Raw genomic sequence first — 15826 nt, forward strand, 5'->3', positions numbered from 1 at the left:
AAGAGGAGAATAAATGACTATAGAGAAGTGAGAAAGAGAGTTGGGGTTATGAATTGTTGGGAAATTTTGGAGTTGGAACCAACTTCAGACAAAAAGAAAGTGAAGCAGGCATACGCTGCAAAACTAAAAACAATCAATGTTGATGATGAGCCATTAGCATTTCAAACATTAAAAGAAGCGTTCGATTCGGCAATTTTTTTGTCAGGAACAATTATTGAAAGTAATCGACCGATCAAAGACAGCAACATATCAGTTGAGAATAGTGATTTTACCTCAGAGAAGCAAATCATTGAACTAAAAGAAGATGTCGTGAATCATCCTAGTGATGAAAAACAAGATATCTTTATTGGAAAAGAAGTTGAGCTTATTGATGAAAATTATACAGAAGCACTAGAACCAATGAAAACGGTCGAACAGTTTAAGCAAGAACTATTAACGATTTATGAAAAAATGGACTTTTTTTCTGATATAGAATCTTGGAGGCCGCTATTTTTTAATGAATTAGAATGGACGATCGATGAACATAGTGAGATTACAGAAGTGATGCAGGAATTTCTATTAGCGAATTATCGTGTACTTTCGAGGAAAGTTATTGATTATTTGGACAGTTTTTTTGATTTTGATTCATTAGCCAACGACTTTAAATCGGGCAATTATTTTTGTTATACATGGACAGAAATCAAACATGTACCACCCTTTACATTTGATATTTATCAAGAAATTCCGAAAGAACAAAGGATCGAGTATTTTACCAATCGTTTTGAGCTGTTTCAATTAGTAAATAGTGGTGTTCCAAATCAAAATTCTTGGTATGAGCGATTAGACCTATGTAGAAGTGTAACGACGAACGATGTCGAAGTGGTTATTTTAGAGATATCCTATCTTTTACTGAATGATTTTAGAATGGAAAAAGAGCAGACTGTCATCACATTAAAAAAACGACTTAGCGAAGCAAGAGAATTAAAGGAAACGAATGCTAGTGATTTTTTTAGTGCTTATTATGAGTGGGCTACACAAAATGGGGCGGCTAACGATGTATTGATCTTTGATAAAAATAAACTAAATATCCCTCCAACAATCGTTGATTTGTTGATGGGATATGTCTATTTTACTCTACGTCGACACTCCCGTGTTAAAGAATGCTGGGATGATCTCAGAAAAAAGAATCATTCATTGTTTAGACCAGAAGAATTAGCTATGCTGCAACTGGTAGAACCAATACGTGTTCCCTCTAAAAAGAAAAAAAGCGGCGGCCAATATGTTTGGATGATTTTTGTATTGATTTTTGCTATTGTTAAAATAGGTGGCGCAATTTCAAAAAATAGTGAGAAAAATTCATATGTCCCTACGATCGATAGACAAAATCTGTTTAGTGGAGAACATGATTCACAAACTTCTAAGCTTGTGAATAAGCTATTAGATTTAAAAGAAAGTGAAAATCTTTATGATCAATTTATCTATTATTTTTATGTTGATCGAGAAGATGATGATCGAGCAAGCTTTATAGAAGCAAACCTAGTTGGTCAAGCAAAAGAAATGGCACAACAGTTAACGATTGCTGAGCTTCCAGAAATACAGATCGACAACAGATATGATTTTTACTCTTCACCAGATAATGTTGCGAATTATGGACCTGTAACGGCACTGACTCTTTTAGATGAAGAGGAGCCATTTATTATTCTTCAAGAAGATAAGGAAGAGAATATCACGAATATTTTTGGCGCTGGTTGGGAAGTACTGCCTAAAGATAAATTTGATGCATTATGGGCAGATATTCAAGTTCGCCCGATGATGTCACAAAAGTTTTTTGTTGTTTATTATTTATTGTCAGATGAACGCAAGGAAAATCTAAAAGATAATCCAGAGTATGTGACAGATAACGTGAAAAAAATGCTGGATAAAAATAGTTCGATGCCAATAGCAGAAGAATTTGAATCAGGAACATGGCAAATTAGCCAAGATGAAGAAGATAAACTGTACACAATTATCAATGATGAAAAGGATGAACATCGCTTTATTTTGTCATATGATGATTATGGTCGCTTAGAGCATGTGTATGGGGAAAATTGGGAAAAAATAGATGAGGTGAAGAAACAGCAGATCTATGATAATGCTGAAGAAAAAGTTGGTGTTTATTGATCAATAATAAAACAAAGTAGCAGGAATAGTAGGCGTCTCTGGTGCTGTTCATTTTATATATCAAATCTTAAAAAGTTACTTCTGTGATTCATACGCTCACAGAGGTAATTTTTTTATGAGATAGAGGATTATTTTTATGAAAAATGAATAGTATGTTAAAAATTAAAATTAAAACAAATATTGTGTATAATAAAGAAGTCATTGATTTCGAAAATGAGCTACGAGGGATGTCGCAATACGCTCTATTTTCAAAATATGATTTTGCTAAAAAATAAAGAAAGAAGTGTGAGCAGTGGAAAATATTCTTAGCCTATTAGGCGTACTAATCGTCATTGTCGGTTTTGCAATGAAATTAGACTCGATTTTGATCGTAATGGTTTCCTTAGTTGTAACAGCTTTAGTCGGGGGACTCGGGTTAGAAGGAATGCTGGATATTTTAGGTACAAGTTTCGTAAATAATCGAGGTATGGCTATTTTTATTATTATTATGTTAGCTACAGGAACTTTAGAAAGAAATGGTTTAAAAGAATCAGCAGCATCGCTAATTCGCCGTTTTAAAAAAGTTTCAGCTGGTTTGATCATTGATATTTACGGGGTTTTTCGGATGATTTTTGCGGCATTTAACGTTAGCTTTGGGGGTGTCGCTGGTTTTGTTCGTCCCATTATTTTACCAATGTCGATCGGAGCAGTTGAATCTCAAGATTTAAAATTAAACAAAGAATATGAAGAAGAGCTAAAAGGAATGGCTTCGGCTATGGAAAATATTTGCTGGTTTTTTGGGCAAGTGTTGTTTATTGGTGGATCAGGCGGTCTTTTAGTTCAATCAACATTAAAAGAATTAGGTTATGAAGTGACGTTAGTCCAATTGGCTGCTGTTGAAATTCCTGTAGCATTGGTAGCTTTAGTGGTTGCTAGTATTTATTTTTATACGAAAGATCGTCGCTTGATGAAAAAATATTATGGCGATAGTGAGAAGAAGGTGGACCGAGTATGAGTTATTTTATGAATTCTGAAATATTGCTTGGCGAGAAATTATTAGAAGTGTTATATATTTTAATGGGCTTGATTTTGGTTTATACGGGGATTAAGAATTTACTAGATAAAAGTAATCCTCATCGCTATGGTACGGGCTATTTTTGGTGTGCTTTAGGGATTGTAATTGCTGGCGGTCGCTTTATCCCATCAATGATCAGCGGTATTTTGATTTTTTCAATGACGATCCCAGCAATCTTGAAAAAAGTCAGTAAAGGAAAAAGTAAGTTGCCTTCTAAAGAGTATATGCAACAAATGTCAGATAAATTAGGTATGAAGATTTTTATTCCAGCTTTAAGTATTGGGGTATTTGCTATTATTTTTGCCTTATTTACTAAATTGGGCGCGTTGGTTGGTGTTGGTGCGGGTGTTTTAGTAGCAATTCTGATTTTAATGTTTTATTCTAAAAATAATAAACCAACGACGTTTTTGGATGATGCGGCAGATATGCTTGGAACAGTAGGGCCATTGAGTATGTTGCCTATGCTTTTAGCTTCATTAGGAGCTGTATTCACAAGTGCTGGTGTTGGAACGGTGATTTCTTCTGCAGTCGGAACGATCGTGCCGCAAGGGAATGTAGTGGTTGGAATTATTATTTATGCCTTTGGTATGATGCTATTTACCATCATTATGGGAAATGCCTTTGCAGCAATCACGGTGATGACAGTTGGGATCGGAGCGCCATTCGTCTTAGCCTATGGTGCCAATCCAGCTTTGATCGGTATGCTGGCACTGACGTGTGGTTATTGTGGTACGTTACTGACACCGATGGCGGCGAACTTCAACATCGTTCCAGTTGCCATGTTAGAGATGAAAGATAAATATGGCGTGATCAAAAATCAATGGTTTATTGCGATCTTCATGTTTGTTTTTCAAGTTGTGTATATGATTTTGTTTAAATAATAATTCATCAAGCGTTATAGACTCTTCAAGCGGAACTTGATGAGTCACTTATGCTAGTAAATTTAGGAGGAGATATGTAATGAAAGTTCTAATCACAGGTTTTGATCCATTTGGTGGAGATTCAGTGAATCCAGCGTATGAAGCAGTAAAACTGATTCCAGATGAAGTAGCAGGAGCCCAAATCATTAAATTAGAAATACCAACCGTTTTTCAAGAGAGTGCTAAAGTTTTAGAAGCATCGATGAAAGAACATAATCCTGATATCGTTATTTGTGTTGGGCAAGCTGGGGGACGTAGCGCTGTTTCCTTTGAACGAGTAGCGATCAATTTAGCTGAGGCGAGAATTCCAGATAATAAAGGAAATCAGCCAATTGGAACAAAATTGGAAGAAGATGGAGAGACAGCTTATTTTACTTCATTGCCAATTAAAGCGATGATGAAAAACGTTCAAGAACATGGTTTACCCGCTTACATCTCCTATACCGCAGGTACATTTGTCTGTAACGATATCATGTATCGTCTATTGTACATGATTGACAGAACCTTTTCAGGAGTTAAGGGTGGATTTATTCATGTGCCATTTGAGCCGACACAAGTAATTGACCGCCCAGTAGGGACACCGTCTATGCCAATTCAATCGATTGCTGATTCATTAACATTTGCAATCGAAGCTGCGGTTACAACAGAGGTAGATATTGAGGAGAATACAGGAACAACACATTAAAATGAAATGAATCAAAAAATAGTTTGGACTAATGACGATTGGTTCAAACTATTTTTTATGAAGACAGTTATTAAATAAAGGGCAATACAAAAAATATTTTTTACTGATAATGATTCTCATTATCATTTTCTTGTGCTATACTAACCCAATAAGGAAAGGAGTGTTTCAATGAATGAGCTTATAGTAGATACATTTTCAATTCACTATGCCACGTCGAAAACAGCGGACTGTCAAGTAATGCTGGATGATCATACATACATTGAGAATAAACCATTGCCTCGTTATTTTATCTGTGAGACGAAGTTGACATTCTTCGAATTTTATCAAGCTGATTGTCCCGATTTGCTAGAGACAGATTGTCAATTATCTCAGAAGTTCCAACAGATTGTGGGTAGATTTCCTCATACAAATCAGGAAAAAGTTACTTTAAATGACAAAAACAGCTATAATATGAATTCAGTACCAATTTATATAACTGCCAAAGATTATATTTTAGGAAAGAGTCAACCGAATAAATATTCAGCTTTTAACAAAAAATTGGAAGCTGTTCAATCATTGACACCTATAACTGAAGAGGAATTATCTTCAGATGTTAGATATAAAAGAAAACGGCTATTTTTAGATGGTACTTATGGAGCTCGAGAATTATTGGAAGCTGCTCAGCAAAAACATGTTAAAACTATTCAAAATAAGTTAGAGTATATAAATGAACTGTATTCTTTTGCCAGTTATCGTTATGCAGCGATGATTCAATTTTTACCAGAATATGGCATAAAAACCTATGATCAGTTTCATGAAGCATACGGTAAATATGTTTACAGTTTTACGATTACTAAGAATGGTAAAACAATACCGCTTTTGTGGCCAGATTATCTCTATCATAAACCTGAGAATCATTTAGAATTTGGTCTGTTATCTAATACAGATCAGCCTAGATATCAACTATTTGACCATTGGGAAACTGGCGAGTCTATAACCATTGAAATTCTGGCGGATGGGTTTGAAGATGTTCGGTTTGACTCTCATTTAAAACAACAAATGGCGTTTTCACCTCAATTATCTAAAGTAGAATATAATCAGGGGGAGATGATTTGCCTATCTATTGATCCAGGCGTCATTAAAGAGTTAAGGAAACAAACTGCCTTGTTGAATTATTTAAAACAAAAAAGACTTCAGAGAACGCTTATTTATTAGAGTACGAGTTGCTAGAAGATCAACTAAGATTATCTAGTAAACAGTTTGAAAAACTAGGACGTTATCAATTGAAAATCACTAGTGATATTTATGGTCAGCTATTATTTTTATTCACAATAAAACAAGAAGGGTCAGTACAAGAATGAAAAAGTTAAAAATTCAAGATTTTATTTCGATAGGAATCTATACAGCTATTTATTTTTTAGTCGTGACGATTGCTATGGTTATTTTACGCTTTACGATTCCAGCCTTTAATTCAGTTTTAATACCAAGTGCTACAGCACTTTTTGCAGGAATTGTCTATTTGTTAGTTATCCATCGGATTCCTCGTTTTGGCGCTATCACGATTATGGGGAGTGTAATGGGCTTGTTTTTCTTAGTCTCAGGACATTTTCCTTTATCCTTTTTACCCAATATTTTGTGTGCGGTAGCAGCTGATTGGATTCAATATCAAACAAAACTATCTGAAAAAGTACGCACAATGGTCAGTTATACTGTATTTAGTTTTGGTTTGATGGGACCAGTATTGCCATTATGGTTTATGAAAAATGCTTATGTTGACTCACTAATTGCTCGTGGGAAGGATGCTGTTTACATCGATAAAGTTTTTGCACCGATCACAACAACAACTTTTTATGTCTGTGTGGCAGCGGTTATTATATGTAGTATTTTAGGTATTCTGATCGGTCAAAAGATTTATGCGAAACATTTTGATAAAGCTAAAGGAAAACAATATGGAAAAAACATACGTAACCTTTGATCCCAGAAGTAAGCTTTGTACGATTCTATTTGCTAGTTTTTTGTTGATGTTCCCTTTGCCATTCAAAGCGGAAATCTTGTTTGTGACGCTACTTTACTTACTATTCATTTTAAACGGTAGTTTTAAAAAAGGCACGATTTTTTATGGTATATTTTGGTTGCTAATTTTAGGCGACTATCTATTATTTCCTTATATCGATAACTCTCTTGCTGCTTTTTTTGATTTTTTATTCGTAGGCAATCGACGGATGCTGCCAACGATCATGGCAGCGGCTTTTGCAATGAATCGAACAAAAATAAGTGAGTGGATTGCGTCGTTAAAGAAATGTCATGTACCATTTGGCTTGATCATTCCGTTAACAGTCTTGTTTCGTTTTTTCCCTACATTGTTTCAAGATTTTAGAAGCATCCGTAATGCAATGAAATATCGAGGTATTGCAGTTTCTACCGTTGATTTGTTCTTACATCCTTTTCAGACGATGGAGTATATTATTGTGCCGATTTTAATGTCAGCAGAAAACACATCGTTAGATCTATCGTCAGCAGCATTAGTTCGTGGTCTAGCAAATCCGACATCGCATACAAGTGTCTATGAAATACGACTAAAAGTTCAAGATTATTTATTGATTGGGTTATTAGTTCTTTGTGGAATCTTTGGGAGGTTGATTTAATGATTGATTTAAAAGATGTAACTTTTTCTTATGAAGATCAGGAAAAAATCATCCGACAAGTAGATTTAAAAGTCAATGAGGGAGAGTTTATCGTATTATGTGGTAAAAGCGGTTGTGGAAAATCAACATTATTAAGAATTTTGAATGGGTTGATACCAGAATTGTATACGGGTGAATTGGCTGGAACGGGGAGTGTATTGAACCAAGAACTGCTAGAAAAAGATTTTAATGAATACGTTCGTGATATAGGGGTTGTATTTCAAAATCCGAAAACTCAGTTTTTTACGAGTGATGTGTATTCTGAGTTAGCTTTCGCGATGGAGAATTATGGCGTAGCGCAACAAGAAATGATTGAGCGAATCAATGAAATAACTAGTTTGTTTTCATTAGAGGAATTTTTAGAATGCAGTATGTTTCATTTATCAGGAGGCCAAAAACAATTGATCGCATTTGCTTCTGCCAGTATGTTGAAACATCGATTATTTTTACTAGATGAACCTTCAAGTAATCTAGATGAAGCGACAATCAACCAGTTGAAAGCCTATTTACAAGTATTAAAAAATCAAGGGATGACAATCATAGTTTCTGAACATCGTTTATATTATTTGACGGACCTTGCTGATCGCTATTTAATTATGGATCAAGGTCGAATCATTGAAAACTATACAAGTCATGAAATGAAAGAAAAATCCTCCTTAGACATTAAAAAAATGGGACTAAGATCTCTTGAACAAACTTATTTTAAGAAGAGGATTCAAACAACTGAATCTCATGGGGAAATAGTATTAACATGTGAGGAACTTGATTTTCATTACCGCAAGCAGCCTTCCGTTCTGAACATTCCTACACTCACTTTAACTAGTACGCATATTACAGGTATAATTGGTTGTAACGGAGCTGGAAAATCAACTTTTTCAAAACTGATATCAGGACTGCTCAAACCTAATCAAGGAACAATTCGGTTGAATCAGCTTGCAATGCGACCAAAAGAGTTGATCAAAGAGAGTTTTGTGGTGATGCAAGATGTTAATTTGCAATTATTTTTTGAAACAGTAGAAAAAGAAATCAGTTTAAATGCAAAAAATACTGCTGAGTTTGATAGAGTTGTCCAGATGTTGAATTTAGAATCCTTGTTATTACGTCATCCGCAGACCTTATCAGGAGGAGAAAAACAACGTGTTGCTATTGCTAGTGCCTTATTATCAGGCAAAAACGTGATTATTTTTGATGAACCGACAAGCGGTTTAGACTTAGTGCATATGGAGGAAGTCAGTAATACGATTCGTTGGCTGCATCAAGAAGGAATATTGGTACTAGTGATTACTCATGACAAAGAATTTCTCAGTCAAACATGTCAGCGAGTTCTTCACTTTGAACAGGGGCAAATCATAGAAGATTATTTTATTGAAACAACTATAAAAGACTAATGGAGGAAAAGCTATGTATATTGTAACGAATACGATTAAAACTGAGACGGCTCATTCACAAAAAATCATTGAACAGTTTACCGCTGGTCATACTAAAGAAAGTATGGAAGCGGTAGATGGATTTTTGAATTTTCAATTAATGCATCGATTATTACCAGAGGATCCTGAAATAACGGAATTGGTTGTTTTAAGCCGCTGGACTTCAAAGGAGCATCAAAAAAATTGGGTGAACAGTCAATCGTTCAAACAGATGCATCAAAGAAAAGACAATAAAGAAGAGCATGAAAACGAACAACCTAAAAGAGCTGGATTTATTTCAAGTACAATAGCTGAATATGAAGTTTTAACGTAAAAAAATTGTGGATAGTACTGGAATAAGAGAGAGGACATCCATTCTTTGCGCCATATCTATGCAACCCGGTGATTAGAAACTAAGGTGGGGAGATTTAGTTAGGGCATACGTCCACCAAAATGACTTTAGAGACATACACAGACTCACTGATTTAAAGTCGTAAAAAAACATCTATAGAAGCGTTCAGAACAAGCGTATCAAGAGTAAATAGTTGTAAAAATGGTAAGAACCGCTAGTAAAGAAGGGATAGCGAATAAAAAGTGTTTACAATTTCTAACTGATAAAAAATGAATATGTAGTGAAATAAGTGTCTAATGAAGAATTTTCCTTTCGTTCATAAGACACTTATTTATTTGTTTCGATGAAAATATTTTCATTAATTATAGATAACGAAGAAAATACTTGAAAATATTATCGGAATTGTTCTCTTTTTTTATAATCCAGAGTATATTAAATAAGAAGAGAGCTGGAAGGAGAATTATAATGAAGAAAATACATGTTGTCGCTCATACACATTGGGATCGTGAATGGTATTTTAGCGATAATGAAGCTTTTATCCAATTTTCTTATCATATGGATGAAGTGATTTATGCTTTGGAAAATAACGAATTAGACTACTATTATTTAGATGGCCAATTAAGTATTTTAGATGATTATTTAAAAGTTTATCCAGAAAAAGAAGCAATGATCATAAAATTAGTTACAGCGAGTAAATTATTTATCGGACCATGGTATACGCAGATGGATGAATTTGTGGTAGCTGGGGAATCAGTTGTGAAAAACTTACAAATTGGTATCGATATGTCAAAAAGATTAGGCGGCTACACATCCTTGGGCTATTTACCCGACTCTTTTGGTCAAGGAAAGGACATGCCTAAAATTTATAATGGGTTTGGTATTCAAGATGCTGTATTTTGGCGAGGAATGCCTAGTGAAGTCACAAAAAGTCGTGAATTTTATTGGACTGCTGAAGATGGTTCGAAAGTATTGACGGTCAATATTCGCAATGGTTACTATGCTGGAGTGACGCTCGTTGAGGGCGATCTTTATCAAAAAAAATCTATGCTGGATCTTGTATCTGAGGATAGCAGTACAGAGATAGTGACTTTACCAGTTGGAGGAGATCAGCGAGCGGTAGATCGCAATTTGAAAGCAATTATCCAAGAAGTTAATGAACAATTTGACAGCGAATACAAAATTGAAGAAAGCAATTACCCTCATATTTTTAATCTATTAAGAGCCAGAGCAGAAAATTTACCAACGGTTCAAGGGGAATTTATGAGCGGAAGTGTTTCGAAAATTCATCGTTCGATCTATTCATCAAGATACGACTTAAAAAAATTGAATGACACGATCGAAAATCGCTTGATTTTCCAGTTAGAACCTTTGATGTTAATGGCGGATGATTTAGGAATTCCCTTTAAAAGAGAACTGTTGGATTATATTTGGAAGCTATTATTGAAAAATCATGCCCATGACAGCATCGGTGGTTGTAATACGGATAAAACCAATGAAATGATTTTGGCTAGATATAAAGAAGCGGATCAATTGTCTTATTCAACGATCGATTACCTTGTGCGAAAAATATCTGAATCCATTGAAGGAATCAAAGAAAATGATTTAATTTTATTTAATACACTGCCCTATACCAGAACGGATCCTTATGTGGTAGAAGTGAGTACAAAACTTGAAAATATTAAGTTATTTGATGAAAATCATAGTGAACTGGATATCCAAGTAATATCAACAGATAAAGTGTATGCAGGTGAAGTTAGACGATCAGAAAGTGATTACGATGAATCAAAATATTACTACATCCATAAAATAAGCTTCATTAAAGAAACATTACCATTATCATATAGGATTGTTACCATAGAAGAGCAAAATGAAATGATTGATAGCACAGATCGAACTGATAGAGAAAATGCAATTATTGAAAATGATTCATATAAAATCAGTTTTGCAAAAGGGAAGTTCTCTATTTTAGCAAAAGACCAAGGAAAAATGTATGAAAATTGTCTTTATATGGAAGAATCTGGTGATGAAGGAGATACGTATGATTATTCACCTGCTTATCACGATAAAATCCATCAGTTGACCTTTGATACGACAGATGTATCCGTCCAAACTGGTTCCTTTATTTCTACAATGACATTAAAGGGGAGTTGGCAGGTACCAAAAGATTTAAACGCTAGAAAAGAGCAAAATTTAAATGAAGTGATTGACTATACTTTTACATTGTCATTAAGCAAAAGTTCTAAGCGAATTGATATGAAATTAAAAATCAATAATCAAGCTTTGGATCATCGAATGCGCTTCGTTGTAAAGACACCAGTTGAAAGTCAGGTCAGCTATGCGGATACACTATTTGGCATTGTCGAACGAAATAATCACGATCCTCATATCAATGATTGGAAAGAACTTGGTTGGAAAGAAGAACCAACAGAAATTTATCCAATGATCCATTATGCGAATATTCATGATACAACAGCTAGCTGGACTGTTATTAGCAAAGGAATCAAGGAATATCAAGTGATTGACAGCAAGATGTATATTACTTTGTTTAGGGGTGTAGGGTTTTTAGGTAGACCTGAATTGTTAAGAAGACCTGGAGATGCTTCTGGGAATCAATTCCGCTATATTCCAACGCCGGACAGTCAATTGCTAGGGACTTTGGAAATGGAATTTTCATTGATGATTGCTGAGGAGTTTGATCCCGTGAAAATCCAAAAAGAATATCAACAATATTCAGTGGCAAGTCCGTATTATCAAGTTCAGCAATTGAATCGCTTTACCAATCCCATTCAATACTTCCAAAGCAATAAAATAGATCAATTAAATAGTCCAAAAGAAATTCTGAATTTAGATAATTCTAATCTAGTATTTAGTGCATTGGAGTTAAGCCGTGATGGTCATAGAATCAATATTCGTTTGTACAACCCATCATTAGTAGAACAAGTTGTCAACGAAACAATCCTATTAACAGATAAAAAGAATGTTTCTTTTGTTGATTTAAATGGTGACTTGCTTGAATCTTTAGGGAATATAAATGAAATTCCATTAGGTGAATTTAAACCAGGGGAAATTAAAACAGTTTCAATAGAAAGATAACACAAGAAAGGTCGAGCTAAGATGAAAATAAATATTGAGAAAATTCAGGATCCATTACTAAAAATCGCTAATAAAGTAGATAATAACAGTGTTTTACAAGCAATTAAAAATGCTTTTATCAGCAGTATTCCTTTTACTGTTGTGGGCTCCTTTTCTAATTTGATCAAGATGCAGATCGATGCATTTTTTGGAGAGACGGCAATCGGACAAACTGCTTCTGCGATTTTTGGTAATGTTTACCAAGGAACACTTGGAATCGTTGCATTACTGATCGTGTTTTCTACTGCTTATAACTATGCAAAAGAATTGATGAAAAAGCATCCAGAGGCCAATATCAATCCTTTGTTGGCAACATTATTAGCTTTCGCAGCTTATTTTGTAATGGTACCAAATAATGTGAATTTCGCAGATAGTTCTGCTGATATTTTACAAGGATATGCCAATAATTTCTTTAGTTATGAAGGAATGTTTACAGCGTTGATTGTCGGATTACTTGCTGTTTTTCTCTACTCGATTTTAGCAAAACATAAAATCGCCATCAAACTACCCGGAAATGTTCCGCCAAATGTGTTTGACTCATTCTTTGCATTGATTCCAATTTCTATCGTGTTATTAGTTTGTTCTGTCATGAAAGTTGTGATCGAAGCATTTGATTTTAATTCCTTTATGGATATGGTCAGTCAACTTTTTGTTCAACCGTTGACTTCTGTTGGAACAGGGTTGCCTGCAATTATCGTTGTTATTTTGTTAGAACAAATATTATGGTTTTTAGGATTACATGGCTTCAATATTGTTTGGGGTGTTGTTTCAGCTTTGTGGTTGCCAATCTTCTTGGAAAACGTTGCAAAATTTGCCGAAACAAAAAGCTTTGCTGATATTTCTGTGGCACCAAATACAATGACGAATGTGTATGCAATGATCGGTGGTTCAGGGGCAACGTTTGGTTTGATTTTAGCCATCTTGATTTTTACACCAAAAACATACAGTGGACGTGAAGTCGCTAAACTTTCGTTTATCCCAGGTTTATTCGGGATCAATGAGCCGATTATTTTTGGTTTTCCAATCGTTCTAAACCCATTAATGTTTATCCCGTTTGTATTTGTACCAGTATTTAATGCAATTGTTGCATACATTGTTACTAAAATTGGCTGGGTCGTCCCACTAGTTGTGTTAAATTCAGGTAATGAGCCAATCTTTATCAGTACTTGGATTTTAGGGGCATTCCATTTAAGCCCAGTAGTTTTAACGGCTGTTTTAGTTGTTTTAGATATCTTTATCTATGCGCCATTTGTTCGGATGAATATGAAATTTGATGAAAGCCAATTACTAAATGCACAAGATTAGTAGATGGTAAAATAACAAGAGATAAACTGGGTTAGAAGTAGCCCAGTCTCTTGTTTTATTTACTATGAAGAAAGAAGTGATCAATCATGGAAAGTTACATTGAACTAATTATTCAGGCAAATCAAAAAAAATTTACTGATGTAGAACGAGTGATTGCACAATATTTTCTTGACGGGAATAAAGAACTAGGGATTCAAGAGCTAGCTAAACAATTAAGTGTATCTAATTCTTCAATTACGCGTTTTTGTAAAAAAATTGGGTTAGCTAATTATAAAGAATTGATATACTTATATAAATATTCCAGTAAAGGAACAAAAAAACAAACCGATTCAAGTATTAGCTATGTAAATTTAAATTACTCATTACTGCTAAATGATATTATCGAAAAACTAGACAAAGATGAAGTAAAAAAAGCAGCGTTAATGATTGATGGTGGACGAATTATTCACTATTGGGGGACAGGCTATAATGCTTTTTGTGGAGAAGATTTCCAGTTTAAATTCTCTCGTCTTGGAAAAATTGTCAACGTGATCAAAGATGAACATTCCATTGTGATGATGGCTCACGGTGTCCAACAAGGTGATTTAGTTGTTGTATCTTCGATTTCGGGGGACAACGCAGCTATTCAGGAAGCAATAAAAATTGTTTCAGAAAAACATGCAAAAGTGATTGTGATCACAGCAAATGAAAAAAGTCCCTATAAAGCATTTTCTGAAGCATTTTGTTTAACAAGTTCAATGGGGAAAAAAGATATGGGTGGGATATCACCTCAGATTCCTGTGTTGACGGTAATTGACATCTTATATACTGAAATACTAGCGATGTACCATGAAGATACAATTAAATCTTGGATTAAGTCAGAAGTGATTTTAAAAGGAAAGTAAAAAGGGGAATGATCATAAGAATGAACTATTCAAAATCAGTCATCGAAAATGTAAAAAAAATAGTAAGCGAACAATCCGACAATCCAAGATGGGGTGAAGTGTTCTCAAATTGCTTTGACAATACGCTAGAAACAACCGTAAAATCAACAGCCGAAGATACTTTTGTGATCACGGGCGATATCCCAGCAATGTGGTTGCGAGATTCATCTGCTCAAATAAAACCTTATTTGATCGTAGCAAATGAAGATGAAACTATCAAAAAAATGATTCGAGGATTAGTTGATCGTCAAGTAAAATGTATTTTGATCGATCCATATGCGAATGCTTTCAATGAAAAGGATAATGGCAATTGCTATCATGAAGATATCACACAAATGAATGGTTGGATCTGGGAACGAAAGTATGAAGTGGACTCATTGTGTTATCCAATCGAGCTAGCTTACTTATTATGGAAAAAAACAGGGGAAACAAAGCATTTCACTAATGATTTCAAAAAAGCTGCAGAGATGATCATTCATGTTTTCAAAACTGAACAGCGGCATGAAAACTCACCTTATCGTTTTGAGCGTATTGGCGAAAGGCCAGAAGATACGCTTTCCAACAATGGATTTGGTGAAGCTTTCGGCTATACTGGTATGACTTGGTCTGGTTTCCGTCCAAGTGATGACAGCTGTACATATAATTATTTAATTCCAGCCAATATGTTTGCTGTTGTTATTTTGGGCTATTTAGAAGAAATTTTAAATGAATTTTATTTTGATACATTACTAGCTGAGAAGGCTTGTGAGCTAAAATTAGAAATCGATCATGGTATTAAGAAATGGGGGATTATTGACCATTTTGGGCAAAAAGTTTATGCTTATGAAGTGGACGGACTAGGCAACTACCTCTTGATGGATGATGCAAATGTACCAAGTTTGTTAGCAGCACCCTATTTAGGTTATTGTTCGATTGAAGATCCTGTTTATCAAAATACACGAAAGCTGGTTTTATCTGATAAGAATCCATATTACTACGAAGGAAGTAAGTTAAAAGGGATTGGGAGTGAGCATACGCCTAAAGAGTATGTGTGGCCAATTGCACTGTGTATTCAAGGATTGACGACTAATGATCGATTTGAAAAAGCTGAACTTCTAAATAATTTAGTTCAGACAGATGCAGGTACAAATCATATGCATGAAGGAATCAATGTTCATGATCCTAACCTGTATACTCGTGAATGGTTTTCATGGGCGAATATGATGTTTTGTGAGCTACTTTTAGATTATTTAAAAATAAGTAAATAG

Annotated in this window: 13 protein-coding genes; all 13 read left to right on the forward strand. The window is 34.6% G+C overall.

Annotated elements, in window-relative coordinates; translation table 11 throughout:
- Nucleotides 1-48: 48 nt before the first annotated feature.
- Nucleotides 49-2139, forward strand: coding sequence for a hypothetical protein (locus AC4BB7_RS07280; RefSeq protein WP_490484904.1), 2091 nt, complete (start codon nucleotides 49-51; stop codon nucleotides 2137-2139).
- A gap of 292 nt (nucleotides 2140-2431) precedes the next feature.
- The gene (locus AC4BB7_RS07285) at nucleotides 2432-3133 is read left to right on the forward strand and encodes a DUF969 domain-containing protein (protein ID WP_086312761.1); all 702 of its coding nucleotides are present in this window, start codon (nucleotides 2432-2434) and stop codon (nucleotides 3131-3133) included.
- Entirely contained in the window at nucleotides 3130-4074 is a 945-nt protein-coding gene (locus AC4BB7_RS07290) for a DUF979 domain-containing protein (RefSeq protein ID WP_490484905.1), read from the forward strand. Before AC4BB7_RS07285 ends, AC4BB7_RS07290 begins: the two co-directional genes overlap by 4 nt.
- Nucleotides 4075-4153: 79 nt before the next feature.
- A complete protein-coding gene (pcp, locus tag AC4BB7_RS07295) occupies nucleotides 4154-4798 on the forward strand; it encodes a pyroglutamyl-peptidase I (RefSeq protein ID WP_086312764.1) in 645 nt (214 codons plus the stop codon).
- 168 nt (nucleotides 4799-4966) lie between these two features.
- The gene (locus AC4BB7_RS07300; RefSeq protein ID WP_490484906.1) at nucleotides 4967-5992 is read left to right on the forward strand and encodes a hypothetical protein; all 1026 of its coding nucleotides are present in this window, start codon (nucleotides 4967-4969) and stop codon (nucleotides 5990-5992) included.
- Between the two features lie 142 nt (nucleotides 5993-6134).
- Nucleotides 6135-6752 carry an MptD family putative ECF transporter S component gene (locus AC4BB7_RS07305; RefSeq protein WP_086312769.1) on the forward strand — a complete coding sequence of 206 codons (618 nt, stop codon included), beginning with the start codon at nucleotides 6135-6137 and terminating at the stop codon, nucleotides 6750-6752.
- The gene (locus AC4BB7_RS07310; RefSeq protein WP_490484907.1) at nucleotides 6727-7422 is read left to right on the forward strand and encodes an energy-coupling factor transporter transmembrane component T; all 696 of its coding nucleotides are present in this window, start codon (nucleotides 6727-6729) and stop codon (nucleotides 7420-7422) included. The genes AC4BB7_RS07305 and AC4BB7_RS07310 overlap by 26 nt, the downstream gene beginning before the upstream one ends.
- Nucleotides 7422-8849, forward strand: coding sequence for an ABC transporter ATP-binding protein (locus AC4BB7_RS07315; RefSeq protein WP_490484908.1), 1428 nt, complete (start codon nucleotides 7422-7424; stop codon nucleotides 8847-8849). The genes AC4BB7_RS07310 and AC4BB7_RS07315 overlap by 1 nt, the downstream gene beginning before the upstream one ends.
- A gap of 13 nt (nucleotides 8850-8862) precedes the next feature.
- Nucleotides 8863-9201: an antibiotic biosynthesis monooxygenase gene (locus AC4BB7_RS07320; protein ID WP_490484909.1), complete on the forward strand. Its 339-nt coding sequence runs from the start codon at nucleotides 8863-8865 to the stop codon at nucleotides 9199-9201.
- 483 nt (nucleotides 9202-9684) lie between these two features.
- On the forward strand, nucleotides 9685-12312 hold the full coding sequence (locus AC4BB7_RS07325; protein ID WP_490484910.1) for a glycoside hydrolase family 38 N-terminal domain-containing protein: 2628 nt from the start codon (nucleotides 9685-9687) through the stop codon (nucleotides 12310-12312).
- A 21-nt stretch (nucleotides 12313-12333) separates the two neighbouring features.
- Nucleotides 12334-13656 carry a PTS sugar transporter subunit IIC gene (locus AC4BB7_RS07330; protein ID WP_086312778.1) on the forward strand — a complete coding sequence of 441 codons (1323 nt, stop codon included), beginning with the start codon at nucleotides 12334-12336 and terminating at the stop codon, nucleotides 13654-13656.
- A gap of 86 nt (nucleotides 13657-13742) precedes the next feature.
- Nucleotides 13743-14540, forward strand: coding sequence for a MurR/RpiR family transcriptional regulator (locus AC4BB7_RS07335; RefSeq protein WP_490484911.1), 798 nt, complete (start codon nucleotides 13743-13745; stop codon nucleotides 14538-14540).
- A 20-nt stretch (nucleotides 14541-14560) separates the two neighbouring features.
- A complete protein-coding gene (locus AC4BB7_RS07340; RefSeq protein WP_490484912.1) occupies nucleotides 14561-15826 on the forward strand; it encodes a glycoside hydrolase family 125 protein in 1266 nt (421 codons plus the stop codon).

The organism is Enterococcus sp. AAFC-DPL-5182, from assembly GCF_058216605.1.